This is a genomic window from Ectothiorhodospira shaposhnikovii (genome assembly GCF_016584105.1).
Lineage (GTDB): Bacteria > Pseudomonadota > Gammaproteobacteria > Ectothiorhodospirales > Ectothiorhodospiraceae > Ectothiorhodospira > Ectothiorhodospira shaposhnikovii.
This window is the reverse complement of the sequence record NZ_NRSM01000004.1, coordinates 48,545-65,484: the sequence shown is the minus strand read 5'-3', so window position 1 is coordinate 65,484 and position 16,940 is coordinate 48,545. Positions and strand designations below refer to the sequence as shown.

General features: G+C 62.5%; 11 protein-coding genes and 7 tRNA genes. 17 read left to right on the top strand and 1 reads right to left on the bottom strand.

The features are described 5' to 3' along the window. The first annotated feature begins 111 nt into the window (after positions 1-111). From CKO35_RS03475 to CKO35_RS03415, 13 genes are all read left to right on the top strand, one after another. A tRNA-Pro gene (locus tag CKO35_RS03475) sits at positions 112-188 on the top strand. A 27-nt stretch (positions 189-215) separates the two neighbouring features. After that, positions 216-292 (top strand) — tRNA-Arg (locus CKO35_RS03470). Positions 293-329: 37 nt separating this feature from the next. Then, a tRNA-His gene (locus CKO35_RS03465) sits at positions 330-405 on the top strand. 74 nt (positions 406-479) lie between these two features. Next, positions 480-555 (top strand) — tRNA-Lys (locus CKO35_RS03460). Positions 556-676: 121 nt separating this feature from the next. Further along, positions 677-761: transfer RNA gene (locus CKO35_RS03455), tRNA-Leu, on the top strand. 163 nt (positions 762-924) lie between these two features. After that, positions 925-2,235 carry a trigger factor gene (gene tig / locus CKO35_RS03450; protein WP_200172686.1) on the top strand — a complete coding sequence of 437 codons (1,311 nt, stop codon included), beginning with the start codon at positions 925-927 and terminating at the stop codon, positions 2,233-2,235. After that, positions 2,236-2,886, top strand: coding sequence for an ATP-dependent Clp endopeptidase proteolytic subunit ClpP (gene clpP / locus CKO35_RS03445; RefSeq protein WP_200172684.1), 651 nt, complete (start codon positions 2,236-2,238; stop codon positions 2,884-2,886). A gap of 105 nt (positions 2,887-2,991) precedes the next feature. Beyond that, positions 2,992-4,266, top strand: a complete 1,275-nt coding sequence (gene clpX / locus CKO35_RS03440; RefSeq protein WP_200172682.1) for an ATP-dependent Clp protease ATP-binding subunit ClpX — start codon at positions 2,992-2,994, stop codon at positions 4,264-4,266. 260 nt (positions 4,267-4,526) lie between these two features. Beyond that, entirely contained in the window at positions 4,527-6,968 is a 2,442-nt protein-coding gene (lon, locus tag CKO35_RS03435) for an endopeptidase La (RefSeq protein WP_200172680.1), read from the top strand. A gap of 350 nt (positions 6,969-7,318) precedes the next feature. Beyond that, positions 7,319-7,591 (top strand): HU family DNA-binding protein, encoded by a 273-nt coding sequence (locus CKO35_RS03430; protein ID WP_200172678.1) that lies wholly within the window; start codon positions 7,319-7,321, stop codon positions 7,589-7,591. A 12-nt stretch (positions 7,592-7,603) separates the two neighbouring features. Continuing rightward, positions 7,604-7,679 (top strand) — tRNA-Val (locus tag CKO35_RS03425). 20 nt (positions 7,680-7,699) lie between these two features. After that, positions 7,700-7,776: transfer RNA gene (locus CKO35_RS03420), tRNA-Asp, on the top strand. 117 nt (positions 7,777-7,893) lie between these two features. Continuing rightward, a complete protein-coding gene (locus tag CKO35_RS03415; RefSeq protein ID WP_200172676.1) occupies positions 7,894-9,780 on the top strand; it encodes a SurA N-terminal domain-containing protein in 1,887 nt (628 codons plus the stop codon). Positions 9,781-9,838: 58 nt separating this feature from the next. Here CKO35_RS03415 and CKO35_RS03410 read toward each other — a convergent pair whose 3' ends face one another. Further along, on the bottom strand, positions 9,839-10,627 hold the full coding sequence (locus tag CKO35_RS03410; protein ID WP_200172674.1) for an enoyl-ACP reductase FabI: 789 nt from the start codon (positions 10,625-10,627) through the stop codon (positions 9,839-9,841). A gap of 155 nt (positions 10,628-10,782) precedes the next feature. On the opposite strand from CKO35_RS03410, the gene CKO35_RS03405 reads away from it, so the two are divergent. The 4 genes from CKO35_RS03405 to CKO35_RS03390 are packed head-to-tail and all read left to right on the top strand — an operon-like array spanning position 10,783 to position 16,936. Beyond that, a complete protein-coding gene (locus tag CKO35_RS03405) occupies positions 10,783-12,651 on the top strand; it encodes a peptide-binding protein (protein ID WP_200172672.1) in 1,869 nt (622 codons plus the stop codon). Positions 12,652-12,691: 40 nt separating this feature from the next. Then, positions 12,692-14,074 carry an ABC transporter permease gene (locus tag CKO35_RS03400; RefSeq protein ID WP_200172670.1) on the top strand — a complete coding sequence of 461 codons (1,383 nt, stop codon included), beginning with the start codon at positions 12,692-12,694 and terminating at the stop codon, positions 14,072-14,074. Next, the gene (locus CKO35_RS03395) at positions 14,067-15,266 is read left to right on the top strand and encodes an ABC transporter permease (protein ID WP_200172668.1); all 1,200 of its coding nucleotides are present in this window, start codon (positions 14,067-14,069) and stop codon (positions 15,264-15,266) included. Before CKO35_RS03400 ends, CKO35_RS03395 begins: the two co-directional genes overlap by 8 nt. Positions 15,267-15,268: 2 nt before the next feature. Beyond that, positions 15,269-16,936 carry an ABC transporter ATP-binding protein gene (locus CKO35_RS03390; protein WP_200172666.1) on the top strand — a complete coding sequence of 556 codons (1,668 nt, stop codon included), beginning with the start codon at positions 15,269-15,271 and terminating at the stop codon, positions 16,934-16,936. Positions 16,937-16,940: the final 4 nt, after the last annotated feature.

Sequence of the window (16,940 nt, the reverse complement as noted above, 5' to 3'; positions counted from 1 at the left end):
TGATGGCCGGGGGTGTTTCGGAATGCATGATGGGATTGACGATGTCCCGGGTTCTGCGTATTATACGCGCCTTCGGCATCGCCCTTGACTGCTTGCGGTGCTCGGGAAATCCGGGGTATAGCGCAGTCTGGTAGCGCGCCTGCTTTGGGAGCAGGATGTCGGGGGTTCGAATCCCTCTACCCCGACCATTTGAACCGCCGGGCGGTACAGTTCAGGCGCCTGTAGCTCAACCGGATAGAGCATCGGCCTTCTAAGCCGAGGGTTGCAGGTTCGAGTCCTGCCGGGCGCGCCAATTGTCTGGTTTGATGTGATAGCAGTGCTGTTTTATGGTGGCCGTAGCTCAGATGGTAGAGTCCCGGATTGTGATTCCGGTTGTCGCGGGTTCGAGCCCCGTCGGCCACCCCATTTGACAGGGATGATCATGCAGGCATTCTCAGGATGCCGCACCATGGAAGCGTGAAACGAAAAGTCGTGTTCCTGGGCCGTTAGCTCAATTGGTAGAGCAGTGGACTCTTAATCCATTGGTTGTAGGTTCGATTCCTACACGGCCCACCACTTGTCCGGATATGCAGGAGGCCCGACGATTGTCGGGCCTTTTTGCATTGTGGGGCAGGGTTATGAAGCTGCGGGCGTGCCTGTATAATGCCCTGCTACGTCACGGTAGTGACGGTGTTTGGCGAAAGTGGCGGAACTGGTAGACGCGCTGGATTTAGGTTCCAGTGGGGTAACCCGTGAGAGTTCGAGTCTCTCCTTTCGCACCATGTTCAAGCCATCGGCAATGCGTGTCCGGCAGACACACCCTCAGGGATTCGGCGATTGGCCGGGTGGCATGAAGGGCGCACGCACGGTGCCCTCGGGTCCCGGGTCTTGCCAAGTCCAAGAATTCTGAAATAGACGCGAACGACGCGAAGAGGTTTTCAGTCCATGCAAGTATCAGTGGAGTCCTTGAGCAGCCTGGAACGGCGCATGACGGTTCAGGTGCCTGCCGAGCGGATTCAGGAAGAAGTGGATCGTCGTCTCAAATCCCTGGTGAAGCGGGTGAAGATTGATGGCTTCCGCCCCGGCAAGGTGCCGCTCAAGGTGGTCCAGCAGCGCTATGGCGACGGGGTCTACCAGGAAGTGCTGGGTGAACTGATGCAGTCTTCCTATCAGGATGCCCTGACTCAGGAAAACCTGATTCCCGCCGGTCCTCCCGATATCGAGCCCAAGTCCGTCGAAGCCGGTCAGGCGCTGGAATATGTGGCCGTTTTCGAAGTCTTCCCCGAGGTGGTGCCCGCCGACATGGGCGGCGTGGAGATCACCCGTCCCCAGGTGGACATCACCGATGCCGACGTGGACAAGGTCGTTGAGTCCCTGCGCAAGCAGCGCCGCCAGTGGTCCGACGTGGAACGCGAGTCGGCCAAGGGTGACCGTATCGTCATCGACTTCACCGGCACCCTGGACGGGGAGGTCTTTGAGGGCGGCAGTGCCGAGGGGGCCAACCTGGAGCTGGGCGAAGGCCGCATGATCCCCGGCTTCGAAGAGCAGCTGGAAGGGCTCAAGGCCGGTGACCAGAAGACCATTTCCGTGACCTTCCCTGAAGATTATCCGGCCGAGCATCTGGCCGGTCGTCCGGCCGAGTTCGCCGTCACGGTCAAGGCCGTGCAGGAATCCGTGCTGCCCGAGGTCAATGACGAATTTGCCAAGGACTTCGGCGTCGAGGAAGGCGGCGTTGAAAAGCTGCGCGAAGAAGTGCGCAAGAACATGGGGCGCGAGATGGAACAGGCCGTCAAGGCCAAGGTCAAAGACCAGGTGATGCAGGCACTGTTCGATCGCAATGCGGTGGATCTGCCCAAGGCCGTGGTCAAGGACGAGATCGACCGCCTGCGGGAACAGGCCATCTCCCGTTTCGGTCGCAGCGCCCAGGGTGTGCCGGATCTGGCGGATGAACTGTTCGAGGAAGAGGCCCGTCGCCGGGTGGCCCTGGGACTGGTGATTCGCGAGATCATCCGTCGCGATGAGATCCGCGTGGATCAGGCCCGCGTCACGGCAGAGCTGGAAGCCATGTCCGCCGGTTATGAAGACCCGGAACAGGTGATGAAGTACTATCGTAATAACAAGCAGGCCATGAGCGGCCTGGAAGCCATGGTTCTTGAGCAGCAGGTGGTGGACCGGGTGCTGGAACAGTGCCAGGTCAAGGACGAGTCCATCAGCTTCGATAGTCTCATGAACCCATCTCAGGAGACCGAGGCCTAAATGAGCGATCGTGGGTTTGCAGCAGCGGGCGGTGCCCTGGATACCCGGGCACTGAATCTGGTCCCCATGGTGGTCGAGCAGACCGCCCGGGGGGAGCGTGCATACGACATCTATTCCCGGCTCCTCAAGGAACGGGTGATTTTCGTCGTGGGTCCGGTGGAGGACTACATGGCGAACGTGATTGTGGCGCAGCTTCTGTTCCTGGAGTCTGAAAACCCCGACAAGGACATCAGCCTCTACATCAATTCCCCCGGCGGTGTGGTCACCGCCGGGCTGGCCATCTACGATACCATGCAGTTCATCAAACCCGACGTGAGCACCCTGTGCATCGGTCAGGCCGCCAGCATGGGCGCGGTGCTGCTGGCCGGCGGTGCCGCGGGCAAGCGCTACTGCCTGCCCCATTCCCGGGTGATGATCCACCAGCCCCTGGGTGGTTTCCAGGGTCAGGCAACGGATATCGACATCCACGCCCGGGAGATCCTCAAGGTCCGCGACCAGCTCAACGGCATCCTTTCCACGCACACCGGCCAGCCGGTGGAGCGCATTGAACAGGATACCGAGCGCGACCGCTTCCTGAGTGCCGCTGACGCCCAGGAATACGGCATCATCGACAAGGTCCTTGAGAGCCGGAGTTTGCTCCAGGGGGCCTGATCCGGAAGGTTCCGGACGACGGGAAAAACCGCGTCCGGTTGCGGCTTGCATCTTGTCCCGAAAAGGGGCAAGGTGTAACCGAATGGTATTACTTGAGGTCCGCTCATGAGCGACAAGAAAGGCAAGGATTCGGATAGCGGCAAACTGCTTTACTGTTCCTTCTGCGGCAAGAGCCAGCATGAGGTGCGCAAGCTGATCGCCGGTCCGTCGGTGTTCATCTGTGATGAATGCGTGGAACTGTGCAACGACATCATCCGCGAGGAGATGCAGGAACAGGGCGCCGTGGCGGGCAGCAAGTTGCCTCGCCCTCATGAGATCAAGCAGATCCTGGATGAATACGTCATCGGGCAGGAGCGTGCCAAGAAGATCCTCTCCGTGGCGGTGTACAATCACTACAAGCGTCTGGAAGCCCGCGGGGGCAAGGACGACGTGGAACTGGCCAAGAGCAACATTCTGCTCATCGGCCCCACCGGTTCCGGCAAGACCCTGCTGGCGGAAACGCTTGCCCGCCTGCTGAACGTGCCCTTCACCATCGCCGACGCCACCACCCTCACCGAGGCGGGTTACGTGGGCGAGGATGTGGAGAACATCATTCAGAAGCTGTTGCAGAAATGCGACTATGACGTGGAAAAGGCCCAGACCGGCATCGTCTACATCGACGAGATCGACAAGATCTCCCGCAAGTCCGACAATCCGTCCATCACCCGTGATGTTTCCGGTGAGGGCGTGCAGCAGGCCCTGCTCAAGCTGATCGAGGGTACGGTCGCTTCGGTTCCGCCCCAGGGTGGCCGCAAGCATCCCCAGCAGGAATTCCTGCAGGTGGACACGCGCAATATCCTTTTCATCGTGGGTGGTGCCTTTGCCGGGCTGGAAAAGGTCATCCGCGATCGTACCGAAAAGGGTGGCATCGGCTTCTCCGCCGAGGTCAAGAGCCGTAGCGATGCCCAATCCTCCACTCAACTGCTGTTCGGGGTGGAGCCAGAGGATCTGATCAAGTTCGGTCTGATTCCTGAGTTCGTGGGGCGTCTGCCGCTGGTTGCGACCCTGGAGGAACTGGATGAGGATGCCCTGGTGCGCATCCTCACCGAGCCCAAGAATGCCCTGACCAAGCAGTATCGCAAGCTGTTCGATATGGAAGGGGTGGAGATCGAGTTCCGGGAGGATTCCCTGCGCGCCGTGGCCCGCAAGGCAATGGAGCGCAAGACCGGTGCCCGTGGTCTGCGGACCATCCTGGAGCAGGTGTTGCTGGATACCATGTACGAGATTCCTTCGGCGGAAGGTGTCTCGAAGGTGGTGATCGATGATGCGGTGATCATGGGGGATGCCAACCCTTACCTGATTTATGAGAATTCTGACTATCAGAAGGCGGCTTCTGACTGAAGCAGTCAGTGAGCGGGATCCTGGCGTATTGCCGGGATCTCCTGTTTTGCGGCGGTTGCCGTCATGTCACGACGGCAACCGCCATGACCAATCGTGATTGTTTCTCCCTCCCTTTGTCCGATTTGTACTCTTTTTCCCTCAGGGCGCCTTGATTTCCCGGGGATCATACCCATCAAATAGTTCATGGCGGATTGCCAATCCCGGGTTGGTCCCGGCTTCGGTGAAATCTATCACCAAATCCCAAATGAGAGACGAACACCATGGATAATGATCAGAAACCCCAGGCGGCCATGGATGACCCGATTCAGACCGTCCCGGTGCTGCCCCTGCGTGATGTGGTGGTTTATCCCCACATGGTCATCCCTCTGTTCGTCGGTAGGGAGAAGTCCATCCGTGCGCTTGATGCGGCGATGACCGGCAACAAGCAGATCCTTCTGGTTGCCCAGCGCAGTGCCGAAGTGGATGAGCCTTCGGCTGACGAGATTCACCGTGTCGGCACCCTTTCATCCATCCTGCAACTGCTCAAGCTGCCTGACGGCACCATCAAAGTGCTCGTGGAGGGTTCCGAGCGGGCCCGTGTGATCGAACTGGTGGATGCCGAGGAGCATTTCACTGCCCAGGTCACCCGTGTGGCACAGTCGCCGAGCGGGGATGAGCGGGAGATGGAAGTGCTGACCCGTTCGGTGTTGAATCTGTTTGACCAGTACGTGAAGCTCAACAAGAAGATTCCGCCTGAAATCCTGACCTCGCTGGCAGGCATTGATGACGCCGCCCGGCTGGCGGATACCATCGCCGCTCACATGTCACTGAAAATCGAGGAGAAGCAGAAGATCCTCGAAATTGTTGACGTGCGTGCCCGGCTGGAACACCTCATGTCCATGATCGAGGGTGAAATCGACATCCTGCAGATCGAGAAGCGTATCCGCGGCCGCGTGAAGCAACAGATGGAGAAAAGCCAGCGGGAGTATTATCTCAATGAGCAGATGAAGGCGATCCAGAAGGAGTTGGGCGACATGGAGGATGCCCCTTCGGAACAGGAAGACCTGCAGCGGCGCATTGACAATGCCGGCATGCCCAAGGAGGCCAGGCAGAAGGCGCAGAACGAGCTCAACAAGCTCAAGATGATGTCTCCCATGTCCGCCGAGGCCACTGTGGTGCGCAACTACGTGGAGTGGCTGGCCAACATGCCCTGGAAGAAGCGCAGCAAGGTGCGCAACGACCTGGCCGAGGCCCAGCGGGTGCTGGACGAAGACCATTACGGCCTGGAAAAGGTCAAGGAACGTATCCTGGAATACCTTGCCGTGCAGCAGCGGGTACGCAAGCTCAAGGGCCCGATCCTGTGCCTGGTGGGGCCTCCCGGCGTGGGCAAAACCTCGCTGGGGCGCTCCATAGCCCGCGCCACCAACCGCAAGTTCACCCGCATGTCCCTGGGGGGGGTGCGTGACGAGGCCGAGATCCGCGGCCATCGCCGCACCTATATCGGGGCACTGCCCGGCAAGATCGTGCAGAACCTTTCCAAGGTGGGGGCCCGCAATCCCCTGTTCCTGCTGGACGAGATCGACAAGATGGCCATGGATTTCCGGGGTGACCCGGCTTCGGCCCTGCTGGAGGTGCTGGACCCGGAGCAGAACAGCACCTTCGCCGATCACTACCTGGAGGTGGACTTCGATCTGTCGGACACCATGTTCGTGGCCACGGCCAACAGTCTGAATATCCCCGGCCCCCTGCTGGATCGAATGGAGGTTATCCGGTTGCCCGGATATACCGAGGACGAGAAGACCAGCATTGCCCAGAGCTACCTGCTGCCCAAGCAGATGCAGAACAACGGTCTCAAGGATGGCGAGCTGGTGGTCACCGAAGCCAGCATTCGGGACATCATCCGCTTCTATACCCGGGAGGCGGGGGTGCGTAATCTGGAGCGGGAGATCTCCAAGATCTGCCGTAAGGTGGTCAAGGAGCACCTGCTTAAGGGCACCGAGCGCAAGACCCAGGTTACGCCGAAGAATCTGGACAAGTACCTGGGTGTGCGTCGTTTCCGCTACGGTCTGGCGGAGGAGCACGATCAGGTGGGGCAGGTGACCGGACTGGCCTGGACCGAGGTGGGTGGCGAATTGCTGACCATCGAGGCCGCCGTGGTTCCCGGCAAGGGCAAGTGTCTGCATACGGGCAAGCTCGGGGATGTGATGCAGGAGTCCATTCAGGCCGCCATGACCGTGGTGCGAAGTCGCTGCAGCACGCTGGGTATTGCCGAGGATTTCTACGAGAAGAAGGATATCCATATCCATGTGCCGGAAGGTGCGACACCCAAGGATGGTCCCAGTGCCGGCATCGGCATGTGCACGGCCATTGTCTCGGCGCTGTCGGGTAGTCCGGTGCGCTCCGATGTGGCGATGACGGGTGAGATCACCCTGCGCGGTGAGGTTCTGCCCATCGGCGGACTGAAGGAAAAGTTGCTGGCGGCCCATCGGGGGGGTATCGAGACGGTCATCATCCCCAGGGAAAACGAAAAGGACCTTGTGGACATTCCAAAGAATATCAAGAGCAAGCTGGATATTCGCTCCGTGCGCTGGATTGATGAGGTGCTGGCCATCGCACTCAATCAGTGTCCGGCCTCTGTGAAAGGCGAGAAGCCGGAAAAGCCGGAGGTGGTCTCCGCAAAAGGCGGGGATGAGGCTTCCCCAAGAAGCGTACCTCATCACTGAGCCTGCTGGATGCAGACAAGATGACACGGACGTTGGCGGGTATTGACCCGCAGGACGACCCATCGGAGAATTCACCCTTCCGATGGGTCGTCCTGGTCCCGTCATGGGGCAGTGAAGGCCTTCCGTCGGCCCTTTTGCCGTAGCATGAAGGCTTGTTGACAGGCCTGAAATCCGCTTGGTATAAAGTCCGCGTTCTTGTCGCAGCACCCATAACGATACCTAGAATCTTCATTGGCACGAGTCATGGCGCCGACCGCGAGAGTCAGGCGCACTCACATGCGTTTTTTCCGCGACTCGTGCGACCCTCACACCACCCGTTTACCCAATCTGCCCAAGCGAAGGAAAATTGAATGAATAAATCCGAACTGATTGACGCCGTAGCCAGCTCCGCCGATCTTCCGAAGGCAGCGGCTGCCCGTGCGGTGGACTCCATGATCGACGTGATTTCTGGTGCGCTCCGCCAGGGTGATCAGGTGACGATCGTCGGATTCGGGACCTTCCTGGTGCGCAAGCGCGAAGCCCGCAGCGGTCGTAATCCCCGTACCGGCGAGACCATCGAGATCGCAGCTTCCAATGTTCCCAGTTTTAAGGCTGGTAAAGCGCTGAAGGATGCTGTAAACTAGCGTGCTTTAGATGGGTGCTTAGCTCAGCTGGTAGAGCGTCGCCCTTACAAGGCGAATGTCGGGGGTTCGATCCCCTCAGCACCCACCAAGGTTTTCAAGTCAGTATCTGGAGCGGTAGTTCAGTTGGTTAGAATACCGGCCTGTCACGCCGGGGGTCGCGGGTTCGAGTCCCGTCCGCTCCGCCAATCATCGAAAGGGTGCCTCAGGGCACCCTTTTTTATTTCCCCGTCTTTGCCTGTCCGCACCGCTTATCCGGTATGATGTCGGTCATTTTCCCAATGACAGATTGATGGCTTCTTCCCATGCTCCTGAAAATTCGAGATAAAGCCAGTGGCTGGTTGGCCTACGCGATCATCATCATGATCGCCATTCCCTTTGCCCTTTGGGGTGTGCATGAGTACTTTGGCGGCGGCGCCCGCCTGGTGGCCGTGGAAGTGAATGGGGTTGAGATCACCACCCGGGCCTTCCAGCGGGAGGTCCAGCAGCAAAGACAGCAGGTGGCCCAGTTCTTCGGCGGACGTCTGCCACCGGAGTTGGTGGATGACGAGCGTTTCAGGGAAAATGCCCTGCAGACCCTGATTCGCCGGGAACTCATGCAGCAGGCGGTGAATGCCCAGGGGTTCCGGGTCAGTCAGCAGGCCGTCGCCCGTGAGCTGGCCAGCTTCGAGGCCTTTCAGCGGGATGGGGTCTTTGACCCGGTCCGGTATACCCAGCTGCTGGAGGCCCAGCGCATCAGCCGCAGTGCCTTTGAGCAGGATGTGGCCATGGGGCTGGTGATGGAACAGTTCGAGGGCGGTGTCAGGATCTCGTCCTTTGTGACCGACGCCGAGGTGCGCGAGTATCTGCGCCTGCGGGATCAGGAGCGTGAACTGAGCTATTTCGTCATCCCTGCGGCGGAATATGCCGCGGGTGTGGAGATCGGCGACGCAGACATCCAGGACTACTACACTGCCCATGGCGACCGTTTCCGGACGCCGGAGCGGGTGCGCCTGGAGTATCTGGTGCTGGATCTGGAGCAGCTGGAGTCCCGTATCACTCCCACCGAGTCTGAGCTGCGTCGCCACTATCAGCAGCAGATCGACCGTTTCACCACCCCGGAGGAGCGGCGTGCCGCCCATATTCTGGTCCGGGTCGACGCTGACGCCGATGCCGATGTGGTGGCCGATGCCCGGGCCCGCGCCCAGGCCCTGCGTGCCCGGGTGACCGGTGGAGAGGAATTTGCCCATGTGGCGGCGGATGCCTCCGAAGACCGCCTGACTGCGGAACGGGGAGGGGATCTGGGGTATGTGCAGCGGGGTGACCTGGGGCCGGCCCTGGACGGGGTGTTGTTCACCCAGTCCGTCGGCGATCTGAGTCAGCCCGTGCGAACCAGCGAAGGCTTTCATCTGGTGCTGCTGACCGATATCGAGCGGGCTTATGCGGAGCCGTTCGAGAATGTGCGGGAGCAGGTGGCGGAGGAGTTGCGTGCCCGTCAGGTGGAATCCCGTCAGATCGAGTTGATGGAACGCCTGCTGACCGAAAGCTATGAGCACCCCCGTAGTCTGGATGCCGCGGCTGATGCCACGGGCCTTGAAATCCGCCGCTCCGACTGGATCACCCGTGATCAGGGGCCGGGACTGGGCAGCTTCCCCATGGTGCGTCGGGCCGCCTTCAGCCAGGAGGTGCTGCAGGAAGGCCGTAACAGTGATGTGATCGATCTGCCCGATGGCCGTTCCGCCGTGGTGCGGGTTTTGGAACATGAACCGGCAGCACCCCGTGCCCTGTCCGAGGTCGCGGATGAAATCCGTGCGCTGATCCGCCGTGAGCAGTCCGGCCGTCTGGCCCGGGAGGCCGGCGAGGCGGTGCTGGAGGCCCTGCGGGGTGGCGAGGCGCTGGGCGCGGCGGTGGCGGGGCTACCGGGTAGCCTGGAACAGCAGCGGACCATTACCCGGGACAGTACCGATGTGCCGGGTGGGATCATCACGGCAGCCTTTGGCCTGTCGGCCTCGGATAGCGCGGGCGTGGCCCTGGATAGCGGGGATTATGCCCTGGTGAAGTTGCATGGCGTGAGAGATGTGGAGCCCAGCCGAGCAGAGCTGGACCGGGCCCGGAGTCACCTGGAAGGACTCTATGGGGCGCTGGATTTCGAGGCCGTGCTCAATGCCATGGAGGCCGCGGCCAAGATCAAGATCCACCGCGACAACCTGTAAGTCCATCCCCTGTTCGCCGGCGCATCAAGCCGGCGAACAGGGCAAGGTGTTGGCGGGATCAGACCTCTGCCGGGCCCAGACCCAGGGTGCTGTAGCCTGAGTCCACGTAGGTGATCTCCCCGGTGATGCCGGCGGCCAGGTCCGAACACAGGAAGGCGGCGGCATTGCCCACCTGCTCGATGGTCACGTTGCGGCGCAGCGGGGCATTTTTCTCCACATGGTCCAGGATCTTGCGGAAGTCGCCAATCCCGGCGGCCGCCAGGGTGCGGATGGGGCCGGCGGAAATGCCGTTCACCCGGATGCCTTCCGGACCCAGGGTGTAGGCCAAAAAGCGTACATTGGCCTCCAGACTGGCCTTGGCCAGGCCCATCATGTTGTAGTTGGGCATGGAGCGCACGGCGCCCAGGTAGGACAGGGTGAGAATGGCACCTTCGCGGCCCTGCATCATGGGGCGGGCGGCCTTGGCCAGGGCGGACAGGCTGTAGCTGCTGATGTCATGGGCGATGCGGAAGGCCTCCCGGGACATGCCCTCCAGAAAGTCTCCTTCCAGGGCTTCCTTGGGCGCGAAGGCCACCGAGTGTACCAGGCCGTCCAGGCCGTCCCAGTGCTTGCCCAGTGCGTCGAACAGACCCGTGATCTCCTCGTCGCTGGACACGTCGCAGGGCAGCACGATGCTGGAATTGAATTCCGCCGCCATCTTTTCCACCCGGTCCTTGAGGCGGTCGTTCTGGTAGCTGAAGGCGAGCTCGGCACCCTCGCGGGCCATGGCCTTGGCGATGCCGTAGGCGATGGAGCGGTTGCTGGCGAGGCCGACGATCAGTACACGCTTGCCTGTCATGAAGCCCATGCTGTTGTCTCCTGATGATGTTGTGATCGGGTTTTTCAAGCCGGGCATGATACTACGACTGTGCATCCGTCGGGTCCTGATCGGGAAACTTGTGGGACCCATTGCAATCTCTATACTCTGGACCCGTCACGTACCCCGAGAAGAATCCGCGATCCATGGAAAAGCGCTTCACGTCCAAAGATGCCGTCCTGATGGTTTTCCTGCTGGGGATCGCCCTGCTGGTGGTACTGCTCATGTATCAGGTGGACCGGCAATGGAATCGGCTGTCCGAGATGCAGCGGGCCATGCAGGAGCAGGCCGATGACATGCGGCGCATGCGGGCGGTGATGCAGTCCCTGGATGCCCGGCTCAGGGCCGGGGCCATTGCCGCCCAGGACGGTCCGGATGCCCACGCGGAAGTGCCGCCCGCCTTCGCGCGGGCCTGGGCCGCCACCCGGCAGCCGGACTATGCCCAGGGAGACTGGCTGGTCAGGGCCTTCGGCACCGGTCTGGCCACACTGACCCCGCTGGTGTCTTCCGACGCCTATTCCTCGGAGGTGCAGAGCTATGTGCTGGAGTCCCTGCTGATCCGTGACCCGGACACCCTGGAGTGGCAGGGGCTGCTGGCCCGGGACTGGTCCTTCAGCGAGGACGGACTGACCATCACCTTCCTGCTCCGGGAAGGCATCGAGTTCTCCGACGGTGAGCCGCTGACCGCCGCGGACGTGGTGTTCACCTACGACTTCATCATGACCGATGCCATCGCCGCCCCCCGGGCGCGGGCCTTTCTGGAGAAACTGGAGAAGGTGGAAGCCCTGGGGACCCACGAGGTGGCCTTCACCTTTTCCGAGCCCTACTTCAACAGCCTTTCCCTGGCGGGCGGCATGCAGATCATGCCCCGCCATTTCTACGCGCCCTTCCTGGAGAATCCCCAGCAGTTCAACCAGTCCCGTGGCCTGTTGATGGGGTCAGGCCCCTATCGCCTGGCGGACCCCAGGGGTTGGACCCCGGACCAGGGTCTGGTGGAACTGGAGCGCAATCCCCGTTACTGGGGGCCGGTGGATCCACCCTTCAACCGCCTGCTGTGGCGGGTGATCGAGAACGACAGCGCCCGCCTGACCACCTTCCGCAACCAGGAACTGGACGTCTACGGTGCCCGGCCGCGGGAATACGGGCAACTGCTTGACGATGCCCGCCTGCGCCAGCGTACCCACCACTTCGAGTACATGAGCCCGACCGCCGGGTACTCCTATATCGGCTGGAACCAGGAACGGGACGGCCGGCCCACCCGGTTCGCCGATCGCAGGGTACGCCAGGCCATGAGTCATCTGACGGACATCCAGCGGGTCATCGACGAGATCATGCTGGGTTATGCCGAGCCGGCGGTGAGCCCCTTCAATCCCCGCAGTCCCCAGCATGACAGCACGCTTGAACCCTATGACTTCAACCTGGAACGGGCCCGCGCCCTGCTGCGGGAGGCGGGCTTCGAGGACCGCAACGGCGACGGTATCCTCCAGGATCCGGAGGGGCGCGCCTTCGAGTTCGACCTGGTGTTCTTCCAGGACAACGAGGACACCCGCCGGATGGTGCTGTTCCTGCGGGATCTCTACGCCCGTGCCGGTATCCTGATGCGTCCCCGGCCCACTGAATGGTCGGTAATGCTGGACCTGCTCAACCGCAAGGACTTCGACGCCATCACCCTGGGCTGGACCAGCGGGGTGGAAACGGACATCTACCAGATGTTCCACTCCAGCCAGACCGTGTCCGGGGGCGACAACTTCATCAACTACCGCAACCCTGAACTGGATGCGGTGATCGAGCGGGCCAGGGCTACGGTGGACGACGATGAGCGGATGGCCATCTGGCACGAGGCGGAGCGTATCCTGCACGAGGATCAGCCCTATACCTTCCTCATGCGGCGCATGACCCTGGCCTTCATCGACGAGCGCATCACCAACCTGCAGAAGACCCGGCTGGGTCTGAACCTGACCAGCATCCCGGTGGAGATCTACGTGCCGGCGATCCAGCAGAAATACGCGCGCTGACCATGCCCGGTGGCATCCACGCAGACCCCGGGATCCGGCCATGCTGACCTATATCGTCCGTCGCCTGCTGCTCATGTTTCCCACCCTGATCGGGATCACCGTGGTGGTGTTCGTGGTCATGGCCGCCGCCCCCGGCGGCATCAGTGCCCAGTCCCTGGTGGACGGCATGAATCTGGAGCCCCAGGCCAAGAAGGCGCTGGAGCAATATTACAACCGCATGTACGGCCTGGATCAGCCGGCCCCGGTGCAGTATCTGCGCTGGCTCAACAATGTCTCCCCGGCGGGTTTCACCTTCGACCAGGACGGGGCGATCAGCGGCTTTTCCCTGTTCAAGGGCTCCGAACTGGGCACCAGTTTCCGCTACGGCCGGCCGGTGGGGGATCTGATCGCCGAGCGCCTGCCCATCACCCTGCTGCTCAACATCCTGTCCATTCCCATCATCTACGTCATCGCCATCGCCGTGGGGGTGCAGGCGGCCACCCGGCGCGGCAGCCGCTTCGATACCGGTTCGGGGATGGTTCTGCTGGGGTTGTGGTCCGTGCCCACCATGCTGGCCGGCGTGCTGATGATCGGATTCTTTGCCTCGGAGCAGTTCTGGCGCTGGTTCCCCACCGGCGGCATCAACCGGCGCGAGGCCCTGGACATGCCGTTTCTGCCCCACTGGACCGTGGCCACCGACCTGCTTTTGCTGTTCCTGCTGGCGGGGCTGTGTGCCGCGCTGATGATCTGGGCCGCCCTGAAACTGGCCCGTCACTGGCGCATCCTGCTCGGGGCGGTCCTGGGCGGCGGGCTGGGGGTGCTGATGGCCAATGGGGTGTCGGTGGTCACTTTTGGTCCGCTGCACGTGGTCCTGATGCTGCTGGTGGCCGGGGTGGTGGGTCTGGTGGCGGCCTCCGCGTTCACCGGCCTGCGGGTCGGTATCCTCGGGTTGCTGGGCATGGGGGTGGGCATCGCCCTGGCGGCGGGGATGGCCCAGGGTGAATTCGTCCGGGGGTTTGTGCTGGACCGGGCCTGGCACCTGATCCTGCCGGTGCTGTGCCTGTCCTACGGTGGGTTTGCCTTTTTGGCCAAGCTGACCCGTTCGGCGGTGCTGGAAAACCTGCTCTCCGACTACGCCCGCACCGCAAGGGCAAAGGGGGTGGGGGAGAGGGACGTGCTCTGGCGACACGTGTTTCGCAACTCCCTGCTGCCCCTGATCACCGTGTCCGCCACCCTGCTGCCCAGCCTGCTGGCGGGTTCGGTGATCGTCGAGACCATCTTCTCCATCGACGGCATGGGCAAGCTGGCGGTGGAGGCGGTGCAGACCCGTGACCGGGAGCTGGTGTTGTCGGTCACCCTGATCAGTGGTGTGCTGACGCTGGTGGGCTACCTGCTGGCGGACCTGTGCTATGCGATTGCGGACCCGCGGGTGAGTTATGACTGACACGGTACAGGACCCGACACCGACCTCCGCCTCCCGGCGTTCCCGCGGCTATGCGGCCCAGGTGGCCCGGGAGGTACTGCTGCGCTGGGGGGCACGGGTGGGGCTGGCCTGGATCGGCATCCTGGCGGCGGTGGCGGTGTTTGCCCCGTTCCTGGCCAGCAGCCATCCGTGGCTGATCCTGGAGGAGGGTAACTGGTCCAGTCCGGTGCTGCGTCACCTGACGCCCACCGATGTGACCCTGATGGCGGGTTTTTGTACCGGTCTGGTGTTGTTGTTCCTGCGCCTGTCCCTGCCCAGGAAACTGCTGATCCTGCTGGGGGTGCTGGTGGTGGCCGGCGGGATCAGTGCCGTCACCGTCTCTCCCCCCAAGCTGGTGATTCATGAACAGTATCGGGAGGCGGAAGCGGCCGGCCAGTACGACTGGGTGCTGCGTGCCCCGATCCCGTATTCCCCCAAGGATTACCTGCGGGACTTCGGCGACACGGGCATGGAGCCGCCCCTGGCCGATGACCTGCGCCGGCACTGGCTGGGCACGGAGGAAAACGGCGCCGACGTGTTGTCGCGGATGGTCCATGCCTCCCGCATCGCCCTGGCCATCGGCTTCATCGCCACCGGCATCGCCCTGGTGATCGGGGTCATCGTCGGCGGGCTGATGGGGTATTTCTCGGGCATTGTGGACATGATCGGCATGCGTATCGTGGAGATCTTCGAGGCCATTCCCACCCTGTTCCTGCTGCTCACCTTTGTCGCCTTCTTCGGCCGCAGTCTCTACATGATGATGATCATCATCGGCATCACCTCCTGGTCCGGCTATGCCCGCTATGTGCGCGCCGAGTTCCTCAAGCTGCGGGAGCAGGACTATGTACAGGCGGCGGTGGCCTGCGGCCTGCCGCTGCGTTCCGTGCTGTTCCGCCACATGTTGCCCAACGGTGTGGCGCCGATCCTGGTGGCGGCCAGTTTCGGCGTGGCCTCGGCGATCCTGGCGGAGGCCACCCTGAGCTTCCTGGGGCTGGGGCTGGTGGATGATCCCTCCTGGGGGCAGATGCTCAATCAGGCGGTACAGTCTTCCTCCTTCAACTGGTGGATGGCCGCCTTCCCCGGCGGCGCCATTTTCCTCACCGTGTTTGCCTACAACCTGGTGGGGGAATCCCTGCGGGATGCCCTTGACCCTTATCTGAAAAAGAAGGCCTGAATATGCTGCTGGAGGTCAGAAACCTGCAGACCCATCTCCAGGCCGGCGGTGCCGTCGTGAAGGCCGTGGATGACGTCAGTTTCGGTATCGAGCGGGGGGAAACCTTCTGTCTGGTCGGGGAGTCGGGCAGCGGCAAGTCGGTCACGGCCCTGTCGGTGATCCAGTTGCTGCCCCGGGGCATCAGTGATCACCCCGGGGGACAGATCCTGTTTCAGGAGCGCCACGCCGACGGCAGTCACCGGACCGTGGACATGCTGGATCTGCCGGAGACGGAACGCCGCCGCATCCGCGGCGCCCGCATGAGCATGATCTTCCAGGAACCCATGACCTCCCTCAATCCGGTGTTCACGGTGGGGGAGCAGATCGGGGAAGTGCTCAGGCTCCATCGACCGGAATTGTCGGAGGCGGAGATCCGGGAGCGGACCATCGAGGCCCTGGCCCAGGTACAGATTCCCCATCCCGCCGAACGGGCGGATGAATTTCCCCATCGCCTCTCCGGCGGGCAACGCCAGCGGGTGATGATCGCCATGGCCATGGCCTGCGAGCCGGATCTGCTGATCGCCGACGAACCCACCACGGCGCTGGACGTGACGGTACAGGCGGAGATCCTGCGTCTGATGCGAGAGCTGCAGGACCGTAACGGTATGGCCATCCTCTTCATCACCCACGATTTCGGCGTGGTGGCCCGGATGGGGCACCGCCTGGGGGTGATGCGCCTGGGGAAACTGGTGGAGGAGGGGACCGTTCGACAGGTGCTGCAGCGACCGGAGCATCCCTATACCCGGCAGCTCATTGATGCCCTGCCGGAGAATCTCGGTCGCCGCCGGGAGGCCGCCCGGGGGGCGGACGGGGTTGCCGGACAACAGGCATCGGAGGAGGCCCCTCTGGTCCGTCTGCAGGACCTGCAGATCCATTTTCCGGTGCGCAAGGGACTCATGCGCCGGGTGGTGGACCATGTGCGGGCGGTGGACGGGGTGAGCCTGGATATCCCCAGGGGGCAGGTCATGGCCCTGGTGGGGGAGTCCGGTTGCGGCAAGACCACCCTGGGCCGGGCCATCATCCGCCTGCTGGAGCCCACCGGCGGACGCATCCTGTTTGCCGGCGAGGACATCACCCGCCTGCCGGCCAGGGGCATGAAGCCCTATCGCCGGCGTATGCAGATCATTTTCCAGGACCCCATGTCATCCCTGAACCCCCGTCTGACCGTGGCGGCCACCCTGACCGAGCCCATGACCGTGCACGGGATCGGCAAGGATCGGGATGAGCGGCTGGCCCTGGCGGCCCGGGTGCTGGAGCAGGTGAAACTGCCGGCGGAAAGCCTGTGGCGTTATCCCCATGAGTTCTCCGGGGGGCAGCGCCAGCGTATCGGCATTGCCCGGGCGCTGGTGCTGGACCCGGCCTTCATCGTCTGTGACGAGGTGACCAGCGCCCTGGATGTCTCGGTACAGGCGGAGGTATTGCAGATCCTGAGCGCCCTCACCCGGGAGCGGGGGCTGACCCTGCTGTTCATCACCCACAACATCGGGGTGGTGGAATACCTGGCCGATACCATGGCGGTGATGTATCAGGGGCGGGTGGTTGAACAGGGCGAGGCGCGCCGGATCTGTCGGCATCCCGAGCATGAATACACCCGAAAACTGCTGTCGGCGGTACCGCGGGTGTCGCTGTAATTCA

Bases quoted from the DNA above. Each gene is read 5' to 3' on its own strand.
- CKO35_RS03395 (WP_200172668.1), top strand. From the start codon at position 14,067: ATGACTGACACGGTACAGGACCCGACACCGACCTCCGCCTCCCGGCGT.
- CKO35_RS03415 (WP_200172676.1), top strand. From the start codon at position 7,894: ATGCTCCTGAAAATTCGAGATAAAGCCAGTGGCTGGTTGGCCTACGCG.
- clpX (WP_200172682.1), top strand. From the start codon at position 2,992: ATGAGCGACAAGAAAGGCAAGGATTCGGATAGCGGCAAACTGCTTTAC.
- clpP (WP_200172684.1), top strand. From the start codon at position 2,236: ATGAGCGATCGTGGGTTTGCAGCAGCGGGCGGTGCCCTGGATACCCGG.
- CKO35_RS03400 (WP_200172670.1), top strand. From the start codon at position 12,692: ATGCTGACCTATATCGTCCGTCGCCTGCTGCTCATGTTTCCCACCCTG.
- CKO35_RS03390 (WP_200172666.1), top strand. From the start codon at position 15,269: ATGCTGCTGGAGGTCAGAAACCTGCAGACCCATCTCCAGGCCGGCGGT.
- lon (WP_200172680.1), top strand. From the start codon at position 4,527: ATGGATAATGATCAGAAACCCCAGGCGGCCATGGATGACCCGATTCAG.
- CKO35_RS03405 (WP_200172672.1), top strand. From the start codon at position 10,783: ATGGAAAAGCGCTTCACGTCCAAAGATGCCGTCCTGATGGTTTTCCTG.
- tig (WP_200172686.1), top strand. From the start codon at position 925: ATGCAAGTATCAGTGGAGTCCTTGAGCAGCCTGGAACGGCGCATGACG.
- CKO35_RS03430 (WP_200172678.1), top strand. From the start codon at position 7,319: ATGAATAAATCCGAACTGATTGACGCCGTAGCCAGCTCCGCCGATCTT.
- CKO35_RS03410 (WP_200172674.1), bottom strand. From the start codon at position 10,627: ATGGGCTTCATGACAGGCAAGCGTGTACTGATCGTCGGCCTCGCCAGC.